Annotated in this window: 16 protein-coding genes; 4 read left to right on the top strand and 12 right to left on the bottom strand. The window is 35.1% G+C overall.

The window, feature by feature from the left end:
- Positions 1-1,311 precede the first annotated feature (1,311 nt).
- The 12 genes from IPM51_10460 to IPM51_10405 form a co-directional block, all read right to left on the bottom strand.
- On the bottom strand, positions 1,312-2,385 hold the full coding sequence (locus IPM51_10460) for an ATP-binding cassette domain-containing protein (protein ID MBK9284723.1): 1,074 nt from the start codon (positions 2,383-2,385) through the stop codon (positions 1,312-1,314).
- On the bottom strand, positions 2,378-3,154 hold the full coding sequence (locus tag IPM51_10455) for an ABC transporter permease subunit (protein MBK9284722.1): 777 nt from the start codon (positions 3,152-3,154) through the stop codon (positions 2,378-2,380). The genes IPM51_10460 and IPM51_10455 overlap by 8 nt, the downstream gene beginning before the upstream one ends.
- Before the next feature lie 7 nt (positions 3,155-3,161).
- Positions 3,162-4,052: a molybdate ABC transporter substrate-binding protein gene (gene modA, locus IPM51_10450; GenBank protein MBK9284721.1), complete on the bottom strand. Its 891-nt coding sequence runs from the start codon at positions 4,050-4,052 to the stop codon at positions 3,162-3,164.
- Positions 4,049-5,302 carry an alginate export family protein gene (locus IPM51_10445; GenBank protein MBK9284720.1) on the bottom strand — a complete coding sequence of 418 codons (1,254 nt, stop codon included), beginning with the start codon at positions 5,300-5,302 and terminating at the stop codon, positions 4,049-4,051. The genes modA and IPM51_10445 overlap by 4 nt, the downstream gene beginning before the upstream one ends.
- 111 nt (positions 5,303-5,413) lie before the next feature.
- Entirely contained in the window at positions 5,414-5,761 is a 348-nt protein-coding gene (locus IPM51_10440; protein ID MBK9284719.1) for a LysR family transcriptional regulator, read from the bottom strand.
- Between the two features lie 572 nt (positions 5,762-6,333).
- On the bottom strand, positions 6,334-6,537 hold the full coding sequence (locus IPM51_10435) for a hypothetical protein (GenBank protein ID MBK9284718.1): 204 nt from the start codon (positions 6,535-6,537) through the stop codon (positions 6,334-6,336).
- A gap of 456 nt (positions 6,538-6,993) precedes the next feature.
- Positions 6,994-7,200 (bottom strand): hypothetical protein, encoded by a 207-nt coding sequence (locus IPM51_10430; GenBank protein ID MBK9284717.1) that lies wholly within the window; start codon positions 7,198-7,200, stop codon positions 6,994-6,996.
- Between the two features lie 72 nt (positions 7,201-7,272).
- Complete coding sequence (locus IPM51_10425) at positions 7,273-7,641, bottom strand: metal-sensitive transcriptional regulator (GenBank protein MBK9284716.1); 369 nt, start codon at positions 7,639-7,641, stop codon at positions 7,273-7,275.
- 280 nt (positions 7,642-7,921) lie between these two features.
- Complete coding sequence (locus tag IPM51_10420; GenBank protein MBK9284715.1) at positions 7,922-8,743, bottom strand: hypothetical protein; 822 nt, start codon at positions 8,741-8,743, stop codon at positions 7,922-7,924.
- A gap of 315 nt (positions 8,744-9,058) precedes the next feature.
- Positions 9,059-11,185: a DEAD/DEAH box helicase gene (locus IPM51_10415; protein ID MBK9284714.1), complete on the bottom strand. Its 2,127-nt coding sequence runs from the start codon at positions 11,183-11,185 to the stop codon at positions 9,059-9,061.
- Complete coding sequence (locus IPM51_10410) at positions 11,185-12,498, bottom strand: ATP-binding protein (protein ID MBK9284713.1); 1,314 nt, start codon at positions 12,496-12,498, stop codon at positions 11,185-11,187. Before IPM51_10410 ends, IPM51_10415 begins: the two co-directional genes overlap by 1 nt.
- A complete protein-coding gene (locus IPM51_10405; protein ID MBK9284712.1) occupies positions 12,495-14,474 on the bottom strand; it encodes a hypothetical protein in 1,980 nt (659 codons plus the stop codon). Before IPM51_10405 ends, IPM51_10410 begins: the two co-directional genes overlap by 4 nt.
- Before the next feature lie 1,515 nt (positions 14,475-15,989).
- Here IPM51_10405 and IPM51_10400 point away from each other — a divergent pair.
- From IPM51_10400 to IPM51_10385, 4 genes are all read left to right on the top strand, one after another.
- Positions 15,990-16,751 (top strand): hypothetical protein, encoded by a 762-nt coding sequence (locus tag IPM51_10400; protein MBK9284711.1) that lies wholly within the window; start codon positions 15,990-15,992, stop codon positions 16,749-16,751.
- Positions 16,752-16,754: 3 nt separating this feature from the next.
- Positions 16,755-17,105, top strand: a complete 351-nt coding sequence (locus IPM51_10395; protein ID MBK9284710.1) for a hypothetical protein — start codon at positions 16,755-16,757, stop codon at positions 17,103-17,105.
- Between the two features lie 75 nt (positions 17,106-17,180).
- A complete protein-coding gene (locus IPM51_10390; protein MBK9284709.1) occupies positions 17,181-18,053 on the top strand; it encodes an SdiA-regulated domain-containing protein in 873 nt (290 codons plus the stop codon).
- Between the two features lie 55 nt (positions 18,054-18,108).
- Positions 18,109-18,981 (top strand): UbiA family prenyltransferase, encoded by an 873-nt coding sequence (locus IPM51_10385; protein MBK9284708.1) that lies wholly within the window; start codon positions 18,109-18,111, stop codon positions 18,979-18,981.
- Positions 18,982-19,057: the final 76 nt, after the last annotated feature.

The raw sequence follows: 19,057 nt of genomic DNA, 5'->3' as shown, positions 1-19,057 counted from the left end.
CAGTCTTAGAAAGCCAACTTTTAAGTTGTCGGGACAAAATAAAAGGGTAAAATTTTTGATTTTGTTTATAAAAACAAAGTCTACCCCTTGTCAAACCGTTGACTTTGTAAAAAATTTTCGCTACCTTTGTCTAAAGCAAAACGCTTCAAAACGTTTTTTTTTCAAAAAAACTGCTTAGACAAAAGGTCAGGATTTATTTAATAAAAAAATCAAAAATTTTTACGCCTTGCTTTAACGTCCCGCAACTTAAAAAAAAATTTCTACTGCTACGTCTAGCTTAACACACACAGGTGCGTTACAAATGGAACCTAACGGATAACGGCTAGGCATCAGTGCCTTTTTCCATATTCAAAGTTACCGAAATGAAATGAAGGTAACAATAGATAAAAGAAAAAGGCATTGTGCTTAGCCGTTGTTAGGTTTCGTTTGCTGGGCACTGACCGCAGCAGCGGTCAAGCTTTAAAGTCTAGGGTCCACAGGAGAAATTTTAGGCTTTCTATTATTGCTTCAAGCGCGACAGCTTGACGCAGTCTTAGAAAGCCAACTTTAAGTTGTCGGGACAAAATAAAAAGGGTAAAAATTTTTTGATTTTGTTTATAAAAACAAAGTCTACCCCTTGTCAAACCGTTGACTTTGTAAAAAATTTTCGCTACCTTTGTCTAAGCAAAAACGCTTAGCGTCTTTGTCACTTATGCGAGTGAACTCGCAACACTCCAAATCCACTAACCGTTTTGTTTTGCTAAAAAACGTTTTTTTCAAAAAACTGCTTAGACAAAAGGTTAGGATTTATTTAATAAAAAATCAAAAATTTTTACGCCTTGCTTTAACGTCCCGCAACTTAAAAAAAAATTTCTACTGCTACGTCTAGCTTAACACACACAGGTGCGTTACAAATGGAACCTAACGGGATTGGGCTAAAAGCTGGTGGGCATTAAAAACCACTTCACTTTCCGCTACCACAAAAGTAGCAAAAAGAGATAATGTTTCATTTAGCACTTTCCGCCCACTTGATTTTAGCCCATGTTACCGCCTGTGGTTCTGTCCTTCGAGTAATTGTCCACCTTGCTTACAGCGATTTTAAACGATCGATTACTTGTCTCGAAAAACGATTTTTTTCTGTCGGCTATGAGCGGTCGGGAAAGATTTAATTTTTGCGAAGCGAGGGAATTTTTACTGTCTCACCGTGCTGTTGCTTTTGGCATATCCTTTTGTTTTGCGTGTCGGCTTTAGCTCTTTGACGCCCGCAGGAACGAGGACGTCAATGTGCTAAAAGTGTACAAGCTCAAAAAGTATGACAAAATAATTGAGAAGTTAATAAATGATTCTTGAATGTTCCTCCTTTATTTTGCACTGAATGTTAATCCCTTTTTGAATATTCATTTTATTCAAATTATATATAGATAATTCCATTTTTAAATTAAAGCTGGTTTCATGAATTGTTAAATATACCAATGCGTCACTTTCTTTGTAAAAGATTTCTGTTACATAGGCGTTGAAACTGTTGATGTGGGAATTGTTTTTTTCTTCTTCTTTAATAACCCGGATATCTACTGGTTTCACTCCTAATCGAATTTCATGATCAAAAACGATTGGTATTTCGGAGAGCGTTAGATTCGTATTTAGTTGAGGGCAATGAAAAATATTATTTGAATTTTTAACCTTATTTATTTCAAATAGATTTGTAATACCAAGTAGCGATGCAATTTTTATTGGAATTGGGATGCTTGTAATTTTTGAAGATTCAATGCTAAGTAATAATTTTCCGTTTTCGATAAAATGTAATTTGTCCGCAAGCAAAAAGGCACTATCCTTATGATGTGTTGTCATTAAAACGGTAAGATTCAACTTTCGTTGAATGTCTTTAAGTAAAAGACAAAATGTCTCCTGCATTATTTCGTGCAAGGATGATGTTGGCTCATCTAAAAGTAAAAATTGATTTTCAAGGACTAATGCTCTCGCCAAAGCAACACGTTGTTGTTCACCACCGCTTAAATTAGCCGTGGATCTGTAAAGGATGTCGCTGATATTAAGTTTTAAGGCGATATCGGAGATTTTATCATTAATTTCCTGTGCGGATAACTTATTTTTTAAACGCAATCCAAAAGCGATATTTTCAAATACATTTTTATTCGGAAACAGTGCATTATCCTGAGGCAAATAAGAAAGATTTCTGTTTTCGGGTGAAAATTTTGTAATATTCTGGCCATTGAGTGTTATAGTACCACTTTTCGGGTTTATTAATCCGGCAATAGTTTCAAGCAAAATAGTTTTACCACTTCCGCTTGGACCTAAGAGTACGTGAAATTTGCCCGCCTCAAAATGAGTTGAGATATTGTCAAGTGTAAATTTTCCTGTGTTTACAAGTATGGTATTTAGTTCAATCATTTTTCTTGTGATGCAAAATAAATCTTGCTAATGAAAGCATGAATATACTAATCAAAAATAGTATCAGAATTAAAACAACAGTGCCTTTAATATCTGCCATTGAAAGTTTCATAAAAATTGCGGTCGGCAAGGTTTCTGTTTTCATTGCCATACTTCCTGCTACGGTAATTGTCGCACCAAATTCGCCCACGGCTTTGGCCCAGGTTAAGATGACTGATGAAAGTATGCCTTTCTTTGCAAGTGGTAGTGACACCCTGAAAAATGCTTGTCTTTGGTTGGCTCCCAAGGTTCTTGCGACATTTTCGTAACGCACCGGAATTTCATCAAAAACAGCCTTCATCATTCTTGTGCTAATTCCCAATACTGTAATAAACTGTGCCAATACAATGCCTGAAAATGCGTAAACAACATCAATGTAATTATCTCTAATATAATTACCCGCAGGGGTTTGAAAAAATATTAATATTAAAGCACCTAAAGCGGCTGGTGAAATAATCATTGGTAATTCGAGCATTACGTCAACCGCTGGTTTAAGCCAAAAGGAATAACGGCTCAGTGCATAAGCAGATGGTATTGCTATGCTAACAGCTAAAATTGTTGCAATGCTTGCAGCACTAATACTTATCCAAATAGCACTAAAAACCTTTTTGCTTGAAAGGGCTTCATTTAAAGTGGTAGAATCAAAAAAGTAAAATGCGGAAACAATCAGTATTCCATAAATAAATAGAATACTGATTGCAGTGCTTATTGCAAATCGTTTTAATTTCATCCAAATTTTATTTACTCAACCAGTTTTCCGGAACCACATATTCCCCACCAATCGGTTTTTCTGCTCCAATAAATTGTTTCGCTTCATCGGCAGTTGCAAAGTAACTGTATTTTTTGAAAATTGCTTTGCCTTTTTCTCCAGTGACATAGTCTATAAAGTATTGAGCTAATTCCTTGTTTTTTGTAGAAGTTGAAATAGCAATTGGAATATAGCCAATACGAATTATTTCATTTGGTTGCAAAGGAATTGTTTCTATTTCTTCAGGATTCCAATATTGAAACACGCTCCAGCCAATGACTGCATCGACCGTTTTTAGTGCAATTGCAGAGGCCGTTTTATCGCAACTTTCAGTATAATTACTCAAATTGTTTTTAAATTGCTTCATTTCATTTTCATTCAGATTCTTTTCGAGAATCTCCACAGCATAAGCCCCAACACAAACACCTTCCGGGTTAGCAATGGCCACCTTGATACCGGGCTTACATAAATCTTTTAGAGATTTAATATTTTTCGGATTCCCATTTTGAACATTGATGGCGTTTACTAAGTAAACAACCTGCTTCTCTGTTTCAGGATAAACTAAATTTTCTCTTTTCGCAATTTCCATATAGTCGGATGAACCGGGGAAATAAATATCACCTTTGCCGGAAAGTTTCATTTGCGACATAACATAACCAGATCCTCCAAATATGGTTTCAACTGTTACTCCGGTTTCTTGTTGAAATTGCTCTACAATTTCTTCGGTTGGTGGTTTTGATGCAGCTCCTACGTATATTAGAAGATTTTGCCCCTCATAAGGTTTTTCAACTTTTATTTCAACACTGTCAGTCTGTTCTGATTTGTTGTTGCTGCAGGCAAATAAAGCTACAGATAAAATTAATAATGCTACTTTTTTCATAAGGATTTAATTTTTATTGTTTGTTTAAATAATTCAGGTTTAAATGTAATCATGAGATAACTCCAAACAGGAGTCCGTTCGGAATTGCCTCCTTTCAATGTTTCCATACTTTTTTCTGCAAACATGTATGAAACGCCAAAATCTATTGTGGTAAAATTGTTTGCTTTGTATTTTATTGACAGGTCGTTTTCAAAGCCCAAATACTTGTCAATAATTTCCATATTGGCATTAGATACATTGTTTTGCAGAAAGAAAAGATGTGCATCTGCTCTGACTGTAATTTTTTTATTCACTTCATAAAACAGAAATAAATAGGGATTGAACAATCCACCATTTTTTAAATCTTTTGGGAATGAAGTGAAATAGTCCATATTTCCCATAAATTTCCATGCTACTCCATAAAGGGGAACAAATGATTTTGATGTATTAGATGTTAAAGTTGCATCATCACCACTCATATACTCAAAGCCCAAACGAGATTTAAACTTTTGTAATTTAATTGAGATTTCGGGTTGAATATAATAAGCGGATATATTGTTTCCTGCTTGTAGTTTTCCATATTGGTAATAGCCGCTGACTGTTCCGTTAATATTTCCGTTTTCATATTCAATTCTCCCGCCACTTGTTCCCCTTACATATAAAGTTTTTGTATTTAGTTTGCTCTGATAACCATCAGCTGCGTTTATCGTGGTAAGTGTAAATCCTTTTCCGAGTTTTAGGTTAAGGTAATGAATATTGAGTGTTTTATAATTGGTAAATGTTGCTGGAGAGAAGTCCGTTTCAACTATTTTCTCAGATGTTTGATTAAAAAAGGTCATGAACTCCGAAGTTATTTTTTCATTTTTATAAATAAGGTTTATCCCGTCATGGGCTCTTCCTGCTTGACTCCAGTTAGCGGCAGAGAAAATTCTTCCATTATCTAACTCTACTTTTTGTCGCCCCATTCTTATGAATAAGTTTTTAGTAAAATACGATTCAACGTAGGCTTCAAATACATTTAGCGAACCACTTGTAGAGCTTTGTCCATATTGCCCCCAAACTCTTATATCCTGTATAGAAGTATGAAATTTGAATTTGTTTTGTTCATAAGTAAAATTCAAACGGCTACGCTGTGTGCCGAAATAGGCAGCACTGCTGGTGTCGTTTGGTAACTGTCGGTATCCGTCTCTATATTCCATTCTTGGTCGAAATTCCAAATCAAGTTTAAATGTTTTGGTTGTATCAGTTTGTGCATGAATAGTAAAACTCATTGCAAACAGGACGATTGTTAAATTCAAAATTCTGTTATTCATATTTAACTTGTTATTTTATTGCTTTAATTTTTCAGTGTGTTTAAATAAGCATAGTGTTTGACAAAAAAATTATAATTTTAAGTTCTTTGCTTCTGATTTAATGAAATGAATTACTCGCTTTTCAAGTGCATAAAATTGAGCAATAGCATTTTCTCCTGCTTTTGTAATTTTTGCTCCTCCACCAGTTTTTCCACCCAATATTTTTTCTACTAAAGGAAGATTTGAGCGCGTATTCATGTCTTCAACTAATTGCCAAGCTTGTCGGTATGACATTTTTATTGCCTTTGCAGCATTTGTTATAGAGCCGGTTTCTTTAATTTTTTGTAGGAGAATAACTCTACCTATACCTAAGAAAGGGCCAGTTTCTTCATCAATCCAAATTCGAGTTCTTATAGTATATTTTTTTGTATTTGCCATCACTATGTTTATCAAAGCACAGTGCAAAGTAATTGCATTTGGACTTTACGAATTATGATTTATGTCATATAGTGGAGGAAATATTTTTTGGGCAAGCGTTTTTGTTTTGCGTGAGGGGTTTAGCTCTTTTGCAGGTGGTGCGAAGCAAGTTTTTAAAATGCGTATTTTTCTAAACGCATTTTAAAAACTAACCTGCAAATGTGCTAAACGAAGCGAAGGGCAAAAACCGGGACAAAAAATTGTGGGTGGGCTTGTTCTTTTTTGAGTGCGGTGGGCAAAAATTAAATCTTTCTTGGGTCGGTCTGTGAGTCGCCCGTTTTTCTGTCTGCTCGAAATGTTGTTAGCTGGTCTGTACCGTTAAATATTTCACCGTCATTGTCAAGGTAGCACGGTCGTTTTTTACCATTGGCGGTAACGGTTTGCAGCTACCCGAAGGTGGCGATTTAACCACTAAACTTTATTCGGAGAACTGCCGTTCAAATTTACGAAAAACTGTCATACGAAGTACTGAACCGCCACTTTTGGGTAGGTGCTGTTATGTGCTGCCCTTATTTCAGTCGTTTAGTTGTCCGTCAGCAACAACTTGCTCCAGCCTGTATTGATGGGCATTTGACTGTCCCGAAGCTACAATAAACGCAACAGTCTCCTTGATTTGGTTTTAATACTTTTTTACAATTTTCACAGTCATAGAAAAATTGGCAAGAGTCGTGAGGCATAGTCTCTTTTTTGCTGTGTCCACAATGAGGGCAGGTGATAACAGATTGGAAAATTAAAATATTGTCTTTGGATGGCTGAACGCAATTAGGACAAGATTTAGCTTTACGTTTTGAAAAATGATTGACAATAGTTGCTAAAAGTAGTCCAAACATTCCGCTGTAAATTAGCGGTAATGAAAAATAAAAATAATATGAGCCAAAAATTAATGATGAACTTATTAATGTGATTAATAACGGAAAAATATCTTTGTGTTTAGTGTATGACCAATATTGTCCGAAGAGAGCTATTAAAACAAGACCTTGAAAAACATACCAAGTGTAACCACCAAATAATTCAACACTACCGAGTCCTAAAGCCGATAATGCAAAGCCATAAAGAGGAAAACAACACGGTGAAAAAATTGCTGTCACGAAAAGTCCAGCGGTGGCGAATTTGTCAATATATTCCTTACCTGTCATACGGTAGATTATTTTAGAAAGAAAAAGGAGGCGGTTTTTCCGCCTCCTTTAAAACTGTTACTTTTTCTTGCAACAAGCTGGCAATTCTGCGGTTTTTGCATTGTCATAAGGACAATCAGGTGTTCCCGCTAATGGGCAATTAATTTTTGGACAGTCAGGCGTTCCTTCTAAAGGACAACCTTCATGCGAGGAAGTAAAACCATATGCAACCCCAGCAATGGCTAACATTCCTGTCGCTGCGAAAATCATCATTCTTCTTTTCATTGTTTTTCTGTTTTAAATGTTAATATTAATTTACAATACAAAGGTCTGTCAAGGTAGGGGGTGGTCGCCAAATTATTTTTCATTTTTTTTACATTCATCTACTTTTTGCCCAAGTTTCGTGATTTCTTTAAATCTTTTGAGAATCTCATCTATATTGAATTTTGGGAATTCCTTTCTTATATATTCAATTTTGTCTTCACAACCACAGTCACCGGGGCAAGCGTCAACGACTTCAACAATTTTTAATGCAAGAACTTTTCTAAAAACCTCGTCAAGCAGAAGATTATAAGCCTTGTCAAGTCCGCTGTCAACCGCTTTGAATTGGGTTATTATTTTTTCAGGGTCTTCTTCATTGTCAAGCATTTTTACAAGCCCGTCAACTTGTCCCCCGATTGTCGCTAAACGAGTTTTTATGTCTTGTGTAAGGTCTCTCGGTAACATAGTCTATAATTTTATTTCACAAATGTAGTCACAGGTCAGGGGTGGTCGCCAAATTTTTCTGTTGCGTTCTTTCTGTCAGGGTTGCACATAACGTTTTGCAGATTTGCCTTGTGCGGATTTCGAAGATCCACCTATCTAAACCCGCAATGTTTATTTAAAGATACTCAACAAAATTAGCGGCAGCAAAAAAACTTTCGCGTCAGCGACCATAATTTAGCTCGCCGCGATAACCCTCGTCCGCCCGCATAAGGCAAATGTGCTGTTAGCTGCTGGGCATTATTTACCAACTTGTAAAAGGGAACTTTATAATTTGTTCTCTTTTGTCCCCCGTTGGTCTAAGAACTAAGTATTTTGCTTCAATAATGTAGTCTTTATTTTGTGATGCATTAATTGTAATTTTCAGAGTGTCATTTTTTGTTTTCTCATTTGAAATTACTGGAACTGTTTTGCCCTCATTGTTTGTTACATTAACTAATTCTAACAATTGGTAATTTGCATAACGAGCCGGATACCGATAATATAATTTCAATTTTATCAATGATTTGTCTTGAATGCCGTTAATTGCGTATCCTGAATTTTCAATCTGGAAGAACCAAATACCGCCAGTAGATGTTGAATTAGAAATTATATTTAAGTTTTGCATTTGTCGGTGTAATATACCTTGAATTAGCATATAATGATTTATGTAGCTGTCTTGTGTCGGGCAGTTATAGCGACCGATTGGTTCTCTTAATGATTTAGCATCGTCTGGAAGAAACATTTTGTGTGAATATCTTTTTTCTTCGGAGTCAATGATTGCGACGTAATTAGTGTTTAATTTTTCGATGTCTGCTTTTATTACATTAGTGTCGGAACTCGATTTCTCAAAGGTAGTGTCAATGGAATTTAGTATTAAGTTGTTAAGCTTAATACATAATTGTCTGTATGGATTAACAGCAGCATTACCGCTTTCTTTTAATTCTAATAAGTTAATTTGTCTCTGGTTTTCACGAATAACGATTTGAAGGCTCTTGTTGAGCGCTTTTATTTCTGATGTCCTGTCTGCTGTCTTGGTGTTACAAGAAAGAAGAAATAATAAATTAAATATGAATATATATCTCATGTCTATCCTCGTCTATGCCTTGCAGCTAACGTTTTCGGGCTTGGCGAAGGTGGCGATTTTCACCACAAATGTTGATGCGGAGAACCAAACTTTGAGGAACCACAAATGTGTCTGCGGAGCACTGAACCGCCACTTTTGCCAAACCCGTGTTATAGGGCGTTGTTTTTTTCGGTCGTGTTTGTCTGTCCGCTATGGTCTGCCGTTGTGCGTTGGCTTGGTTGCTCTTTTGCATTTTTTGCGTTGGGATTGTGTATTGGCAAAAATGCAAATGTGCAACCAATAGCGTTGGCGATATGTCAAACGTATTGTTCAATTTTATTCGTTTTCTATTAGTTTCATAGTTCTTAAAAGTTGTGCAGTTTGTTCAATATCAAAATATCTGTCCTTTACAAGTTTGATTTTATAGTTGTCTGGTAAATATGTCCCCCATTTTGAAAAATCTAATAGGGCAGGATTTGTCTGCAAAAGAGTTGAAATGTGTGTATCAATGTCTGTCAGTGGAAATGATAAATAACTCCATTTTGAAATCAACTCTTGTTTAGGCACTTCAATGTCAAATGAACTACTGCTGTCGTCAAGAGTATTTTTAATCCCTGCAATATTTAAAAGCAATTGAATAGTTCTGTTTATTCGTGTCCCTGTGAATGTAAAGAGTTGTAGGTGTTTTTCAGCTGTCAGTAGGGGTCTGTCGGATTGTAAGTCGGCAATGTTGAAAACAGAGAAGTCTTTTCGAAGTATTTCTGTTTCATCACAACTTGGTTGGTCAAGAAAATCGTAGTCCGTTTTAGAATAAAGAACTTCAAACATTTTCTCTCTTATTCTTTGATGTATAGTAGCTCCACCTCCAAAAAACATTGGTTTTTTCCCGTCCTTTGTTGGTATTACTTCTATTTTTTTCGCCTTGTGGTCAACGAATTTTATTTTCCAAATTTTAGCAGAAAGCAAAATGTTTTCATCCTCAATAATTTGTGGTGAAAATGGTATCTCACCAATTGTATTGCCAGCATTTACAACTTTAAAGTTTTCTTCTGTTTTAAATACACTATAAAAGTCACGGCTGTTTACTACCTTTTCACCTTCTACACCAATTATAACTTCGTGTTGTAATTTTTCAAGAAAATCTATTTCAATTAAATGTTTAAGTATTTCGTCAATTTCTGAAAGTTCAATTTGCTTAAATGCAGCATTTTCTTTGAGTTGATTTATTAACTCTGTTAATCTTATGCCCGAATGTCCTTTGGTTATTGATAATGCTTGATGAACTAAAATGTCATATGGTTTCTCATTTTTTTGAGGTGGTTCGATAAAACCTTCCTTGTATAATAACCAACAAGCTATTGATTGAAGTAAACTCCACTCATTTGTGGCATACAAATATAAATTACTATTTTCTCCTTCCTTTCTGCCACTTCTTCCAACTCGTTGAATTAATGAAGCTATACTATGTGTTGCATCAATTTGAACAACTTCATCAACAGTTCCAATGTCAATACCAAGTTCTAATGTTGATGTGCAGGAAATACAGAAGTTTTGGCGATTGTTATTCTTTGCAAAGTATTCAACATACTCTCTTACTTCTCTGTCTACAGATGAATGATGTGAAAAATAATTGGGATGTCCTTTTACTCTGTCCGATATTTTTCTAAGTTTTACAGCTACTTCTTCGGCTCGTCCTCTACTGTTAGGGAAAATTAGAACTTTATTGTCTTTGGTCTCAATGTATAAATCTTTTAAAAGCTCCAATGGCAACTCTTCGTTTTTGTTTTTGAAGTAACGAAATAGTGCATTGATTTCTTTAGCTGTTCTGTCTAAAAGAACCTTTGTTTTTAATTCATCACCTGTGAACCTTTTGGCTTCATCATAATCCCCAATTGTTGCCGAAAGTCCAACAATACTGAATGATTTAGAATTAACTTTTTGTAGTCTTGACAAAATTGATTTTAATTGAATACCTCTGTCCGTTCCAATAAATGAGTGTATCTCATCAATTACTACATACTTCAGATTTGAAAATAATTGCTTCACATTGTAAGGTTTGTTTACAAACATTGCCTCCAATGATTCGGGCGTAATTAGAACAATTCCGTTTGGCTGTTTAATTAGTCTTTCTTTGAGTGTTTTATTTGCTTCACCGTGCCACTTAGTGACAGTTACATCAAGTTTTTTACAAAGTTCTTCAATACGATAAAATTGGTCATTAATCAAAGCTATTAGCGGTGAAATGTAAAGAACTTGAACACCTGAATCATTGAAATTAACTTTTGAAAGAATTGGTAAAAATGCGGCTTCTGTTTTTCCTGATGCAGTCCGTGATGCCAAAATAAAATTGTCGTCCGAGGCTAAAATTTTGCCAATAGCTGCTGTTTGAATTGGTCGCAATTGCTCCCAACCCTTATTACGAATGAATTTTCGTATTGGTTCTGAAAGTAAATCAAATGACATTATAATTCTTCAATACTGTCTAAAGAAACTTCATTTGGTCTTTCATCCGAAATTTCAAGTTCCCCAAATAGCTTGTTTTTATCTACTGTTGGATTTTGTCTAATGATGTTTAGAATATTCAAAAAGTCTCGAATTACTTCTCTTGGGGTTAAAAATTCTGATGCACCAGGCTTGTTAAAAAGCTCCTCCATAAACTGGTGAATTTCGTTATCACTTATTGAAATTTCAGTTTTATAATTGTAATCAAAGATTGCTTTCAATTTCTTCAACAGTACAAATATTTCGTTGTGGTCAAGTGGCATTAAACGAATTACTGGCTGTGCAAAATCTCTTATTTCTGCTGTTTCAAATTTATTTGTAAGAAGCCTTGACTTTAAAGCATTATAACTAAAAAGTCCTCTGCGTTCATTTTCTAAAACTTCTTTTGTACCTGCAAAATTAAAAAACAGATTTGCTACTTTACCTTGGAAGCAATCGTTGTAAATGGTTAATATTTTCTCGTAATTTTTCTCCCTCATTACCGAAGTTGAAATTTTGTAAAGATTTATAGCTTCGTCAAGATTTACCATAAATCCGCTGTAACCCATACTTACAAAGAGTTTACAGAAGTTTTTCAGCATATCATAGTAATTCAAATCATTAATTACTTCTCTAACTCCTAAATCTTGTTTTGCTTCCGTTTTGGTTCTGTATTCCCCTTTTAGCCATTTTAAAGCATTTCTCCTTAGTTGTTCATCATCTTTTATGTAGCCTTCGTAATATTTCATTACAACCATTCCAAAGTCAAAACCACCTACATCAGTGATTTCATTAATAGTTTTCATAATGTTGTTTTGAATGAGATTCAAGTATTGTTCATTACGAATATCTGTCAATGAAATTTTATTTTCTTCGGCAGTTTTGGTTATAATTTGCTCAATCCACTTTTCCAATAAAGTTGGTAATGCACCACCTTCTGGCTTAGTTTGAATTGAAACATTGTCCATAATGGCAGAATATAGAGCAACTCCTTTTCCGTCATTTGAATACAAACGATTGTCAGGAGTAAAGTCTGCATTGGCTACGACAAATTTCTGCTTCAAAGCAACCGTATTGAGTAAATGAAGCATAAATGATTTGCCTGAACCGAAGTCGCCAATCCAGAATTTTACCATACTATGCCCATTCTTCACATCTTCTAATGCAGCAACAACGGCATTTATTTCTTCTGAACGCCCAACGGTAATATGTTGAACTCCGATTTTTGGAACTACGCCACCAATTAAGGAATTGATAATTGATGTGGCTTCTTTAGGTTTAATGTTGTCTATCATTGTGCAGAAATTCTTTGAAAATAGTTTGTGTTAATTGTGTAATAATCGTCTTCTTCCTCAATCAATACATCATCTAAAAAATCGTAGCAAGTTTCATTAATGCTTTCGATTAATTGATTTTTAAAGATGCCTTTTGATTTTGCAAATATTTCAAGTTCGCTTTGTGGAATTGAAAAATTACTCTTTAAGAAAAGCTCCAAAGCCGATATGTGTATTGGGGAGAATGTCAAGTCGCTTACAAATGCAGAATGAGAGGTCTCTTCACTTTTCTGCGTGATTTCGATTTTTATTTCCTCATTGTTTATTTCTTGCGACTTTATAGAATTGTTCTCATCCTCAAAATCGTCTTTTAAATATTCATTAAGTAGTTCAACAGTTCCGGAATGTTGTTGCTGAACTTCTTTTATTGAAGTTGTATCAAGTTGTATTTTCTTTCGCTTCACTTCATAAACTTTGGAAACATTTTTTAATGCTTTTTCTAAATCTTTGTCTTTGATTAACTCGCTAACAATTATTTCAAAATCGTGTAACTGTTCATTAGTTTTGAATAAACTTTTCTGAATAGTTTTTGTGAGTTGTTTATTATCGAAAGTGGCAGATTTTAAATCGTGAAATAAGTAATGAACATAAAGTGAAAGAGCTGATTCCTTATCATGTTTTGCAATAAATTTTGATGCTTCAAAAAAAATATTTTCAATTGAAGGATTCTTTTTATTTAGTTTACCAAGGGCGACAATTGAATCAATAAACTCTTTAGGCTTTTCATTATAGCTTGTTGTCAACTCCTCGAACTTTATTTTCCACCGATTTGTATTTTGTGAATACAATTCAATGTCTGTGGCTTCGTCTGGTATCGAAACTTTAGAAATAAGTACAGGTAGTAATCCTGATACTTTGGAAATTATTTTAGTTTCAAATTCCGTTTTTGCTTCTGCTGTTGTGTAATAGGTGTCTGTGTTTATTTTTCTCTTATGTCCGTAGTATTCACGAACTGCATTTTCACAATGTTTGAAAATATGAGAGTAAAATTCATTGGTTGTTGTTTCAATACAATACTTGTAATTCTGACTTCCATTCTTGTATTTAAAATGTTTTCTTGCGATTACATCTGCAACCGCTAAGAATTGAGCATCAATTGTTGTTCCTTCCGCAATGTAACTTGCTTTTAACTCTTCAATGACAGTAGTATAGAGTTTTAAAATTTCAATACAACAATATTCAACACTGCAAAAGTTATTGCTCGGATACCATAGTTTGTTTAGGAGTTTAACTTCTTCGTCATTCAGTTTTAGTTTGGTTTTGTATTTACTCCCTAATCTCCAATAGTCGTAATCTGTATTGTAGTTTTGATAACTGTATCTGTCTTCTGCTCTAAGTCTTGAAACGCCATCACTGTCGCCATTTGCCTCCATTTTTTGAATTAGGAATGATACACCATAGGATTTTGTTTTTGGATAGCATTGTCCTAAATTTTTAAGTTGGCTTTCAAGTTTAGATATGTCTTTATGATTGTCAAATTCAATAAGCAAGTCAAATAATAGAATGAAAGCATAATTCGTGTTTCCTTCTAAATCAAAATATTCTCCATTTAAAAAGCTGTTTTTGAAAATAGCGTAGAACTTCTTTTGTTCACTTGATGCACTATTGATTTCAGAATAAGAATAAACATAGTGGTGTGCCCAGTAGGGCACACCACTACTGTATTTTTTCAAATTACTATTTGAGTTTATTCTATAGGATTGGTCTGTGACATCAATAATTGAGTCGTCATTGTATTTGCTTGTTGAGCTTGATGTCGTCACTGTAACTTTGATGTTTTTAATAAGACTTTGCACTAATTCATCTCGAATTTCCTTTTCAGATTTTTGTTTGTTGTTGGGAATTGTATAGGTCGTGTTTTGTTGGGTCGGTTTTTTCTTGCTCGAAGCGGCATAGATTATAAAAATTATTATTGCGATTATTATTATAGCTGTCATTATGCTTCAAAGTGTTAGTTGTCAAAAGTATTAAAATTTGCAGTCATCTGTCGTTTTGCTGGTGCGTTGGGGCAAAAGCAAATGTGGTGCAACTGTGTGTCGGCTTGTGTGTTGGGTTGCACCTCTTTTGATTTTGTCGAAGCGTTGGCTTTTCTTTTCATTTTCTGTCTGTCGATTTACTGGTCTGTCTGTCGTTTTACAATGCCCTATAACGTTTTCCGGCTACCAGTAGTTGGCGTTTTGAAACACTCAACTGTCTATACCGACCAACGGTTGTTTAAAGATACAAAACTTTTTATTACGCCGTCCGCGCCAATTACTGGTAGGTGGTGTTATGTTTAGTGCGCGCCACCCAGATGCATCAACGATAAACCCAGTTAAGTGTCCGCATATTTTTTAATTGTCTGTCTTGTTTAATGAACGAAAACCATGTCTACCGTAAACCAAACCGTAAATTCCTTACGGCTTTTTGTCCCCAATGTTTGTTTCGAAGCACAAAGGTTTATTTTTTTGTCGTGCGATAGGGAAATTGCGCCTCAAGCGCAACCGTTCTAATAACACCCACAGGAGCGTCGGGAAATTTTGCAAGCTTTTGTGCGCCAATAAAAATCTTTAGACCTTAATGTAAATGCGATACAAATGCTTGCAAAATGTGCGGTGGGTACGTCTTGGTTGACGGGTTTAGGTCAGCGGGTAACGGTTGACAAACACAGGTCGATGCACATAGGTCTATACGTTTTGGTCGATACACACAGTTGAGCGGTGTCCGGTGATAAAATTACGCCAATTTAAACTAATTGGCGTAGTATGCCTCTTCAGCCCGCCGCAGGCGATTCGTTATAATGTCCCGCTGTTAGTTAAGCTTTTATTTTTGTTTTTTCATTGGGGAATGCGTCCGCACAGGCTCAGATGTTTGTTGCGCAGGCTCAGATGGTAGGTCTCTCGGCTCAGATGCTTACTGCGCAGGCTCAGATCATAGCTGCGTAGGCTCAGACGCTAACTTTCTTTTTTGTCAATGGAGTTGCGCAGGCTCAGACGGTAGGTCCCTCGGCTCAGACCATAGTTGCACAGGCTCAGATGGTAGGTCTCTCGGCTCAGATGCTTACTGCACAGGCTCAGACCATAGTTGCGCAGGCTCAGATGGTAACTTTCTTTTTTTACATCACTCGTTTACTTTTTCTCGCGATTTATTGCTGTGTTAGCTATGAAGAAAACTAAACCTACTAATATGTTTTAGATTGCCAGTTATAAATTTACTAATTGGATTAACTAATTTTTAGAAAGTGAAACGTAACATTTGGCACAAGATATGCGTTATACATATAATTAATAAAAAGAAAAGAGGTCATCATGAATCCACAACAGATTAAATAAGTTCTAACCGAAGCCGCACAAAGTGTTGCGCTTCTACTGGGGTTTCTCTTTTCCGTTTTTATTCCTCATGCAAAATCCGAAAAATCCTTTCGGTAAGAATCGGGCAAAAACAAGAATACAAATTTTAAAAAATCCATTACTATGAGTAAATACTCAGAGGTAGGGCATACAAAAAACGTTGCTAATTTCGAAGATTTGATTAGCCGTTGCACCGGATTCGGTGTTACCTACAACCCAAGTCTAAACGCGATAAAGATCGCAAACATGAATACTTTAAGAACCACTGCACTTGCAGCACTCGCAAGCGTTGTTTCAACCGGCACCACGTATATGAACGCGGTAGATGCACGGGAGATAATTTTTGAACCGCTGCAAAAATTCGCAACGCGAATTATGAGCGCATTAAAAGCATGCGGAGCAAGTGATGCAGTTATTAAAGATGCAATGACAATAAACCGTAAGATCCAGGGGAAACGTGCGAAGCCCGTAAAAGAAGTACTGAACCCGGAGGCAAAAATGATTGATCCCAACAATCCTCCTCCAGTGGTGCCAGTGCATATTTCGGTTGCGCAGTTAGGTTATGATAGTATGATTGACCACTACAGCAAGTTAATTGATTTACTGGCATCGGTTGGATCATACAACCCGAACGAAAACGAATTGAAAATTGCGGGCTTAAACACTTTGCTCACATCAATGAAAACATCAAACACCGCAGTGATCACAGCGACCACAAACTATAATAACGCAAGAATAAACAGGAACGATGTTTTGTACAAAAAGGATACAGGTTTAATTGACGTTGCACAAGAATGTAAAAACTATGTGAAATCGGTTTTTGGTTCAACCCACCCAAAATATAAAGAAGTAAGTGGGATAAAATTCACAAAACATAAAATTTAGTTTATGAAAGCAACGGACAGAGAAAAAAGAATACTCTATTTGCTTGTTCAAGGAATGACCAAAGCGGAGTTAATAGATGCAATTGCGAGTGGCAGTAAACTTACCAAAGCGGATGCCGGAAGAATGATGGCCTCCATGAAAAAAAAGGAATTCGATGAATTTCTGATTGGAAATGAGAGAACCATGATAATAGATGCAATTTCAGCAGGAGCTAAGCTTACCAAGGCCGATGCAGGGAGAGCGTTAGGCGCAACGATTGAAGCCATACACAAAAAACTGAAAGTAGTGTTTGGAGGTAAGGGACAAAGAAAACTAAAAACGGTGTTTGGAGGTAAAGGCCAAATAACTAAGTAAAACAGGTCTCTTAAATGAACCGTCGGACAAAAGCCCGGCGGTTTTTTTTAATTTAATTTATGCTTAAATTTGCTTATGGTACTTAGATTGGTGTTCAGGATTATTCCATGGGTTTTATTAGTAAACCCGATTCTCTCGCAGGAGAAAATACAATATGATTTAAAAGGTAATTTCAAAACTACATATTTACCTAAAGAGTTACAGGAAGTTTCAGGTGTTACAGTTATTGATTCGAACCTCTTGGCGTGTGTGCAGGATGAAAATGCTATTGTTTATTTCATAGATAAAAATACTTTTGATGTTAAAGAAAAATATTCATTTGGAAATGATGGGGACTATGAAGGAATTGCCTATGTTAAAGGAGTATTGTATGTTTTGAGAAGCGATGGTCTCTTGTTTGAAATAAGAAATTATAAAACACAAACGCCCAAAGTTGTTACTTATTCAACTAATATACCTGCAAATAATAACGAGGGCTTGTGTTATGATAAATTTAATAACCGCTTATTGATAGGATGTAAGAGTAAATCCGGCAAAGGTCCTGAATTTAAAAATTACAGAGAAATTTACGGTTTTGATATTGAAAATAAACAGATGATAGACACACCTATTTTTAAGTTTAATACTGAGCAAATAAAAAAGGCCGTGGTGAAGAAAGGAATAAAACTGCCCGTTAAAGAAAAGAAGAAGGGCACTGAAGAAATTCTGAGATTTACAATCTCAGCAATTGCCATCCATCCCATCTCAAAAAAATTATACCTTATAAGTTCAGCAGACAAATTGCTGTTTGTGTTTGATGAAAAGGGGAATATTGAAGATGTTGAAACACTCGATCCTTTTATTTTTAATAAACCTGAGGGAATAATTTTTTTTGAAAGCGGTGATATGGTAATTACTAATGAAGGGCAGGATAAAAGACCAACTCTTTTATTTTTCAAATACAGATAAAAATAAAAAGCATCATTGACAACAACCGACTACCAATCAGAAAAACAAGGGAATATTGAAAGCAATCAGAATACTCATAAATTCAAATATCTTTATTTCTCTTTCCGCAGTTGCAATAACTGTAGCGACACAAATACAGTTAGGTCTTAATCCTCAATGGCATCCTTATCTATTTTTGATTTTTTTTGCAACGCTTTTTGAATATAATCTTCACAGACTAATTACTATTTTAACGAATTCTGATGCTCTAAACTCTGATAAACACAATTGGGTTAAAGACAGATTGAATTGGTTCTATTTATTAGTGCTTTTATCCGTCATTGGTTTCGCTATTTCTGTTATTGAAGCAAAATTAAAAGTGCTTCTAACATTAGCTCCAATTGCTGGGCTCACTTTATTTTATTCAACCCCTCTCTCAAAAAGTGCATCAGGGATTTTTAGACTAAGGCAAATTCCTTTTTTAAAAATATTCTTAATTTCATTTGTATGGGCTACTGTTACCGTATTACTTCCTGTAATTCATTCGGAAAAAGCGTATAACAATTTTCATATTTTGACCATGATAATTGAGCGATTTCTATTTGTATTCGCAATAACAATTCCATTTGATATTCGAGACATGATTGCCGACCGTCAAGCAGGATTAAAGACAATTCCATTGCTTATTGGTGAAAAAAAATCAATCTACAGTTCAATATCCGCCTTGGTTCTATTTTTTACAATTGCTGTATTTCATTACTTAATCACAAATCAATGGTTAATTATAAGTGCATTTACAATTTCGTTCTTAACAACAATTGTATTTTTAATTAACGAAAGAATACGAAATTTGCCGTTATATTATTATGGAATTCTTGATGGTACGATATTATTACAAGGTGTTTTGGTTCTCGGATTATATTTTATCAATTTAATTTTTCAAGAATAAAACTGCTAGTTCACCGAAATTATAGATTGAAACCCCAGGTAAAAGGGCGGCGCTATTAAATTTTGAAGATGACTAA

Source organism: Sphingobacteriaceae bacterium (assembly GCA_016715905.1).
Taxonomy (GTDB): domain Bacteria; phylum Bacteroidota; class Bacteroidia; order B-17B0; family Aurantibacillaceae; genus Aurantibacillus.
This window is presented reverse-complemented; position numbering and strand designations above follow the sequence as displayed.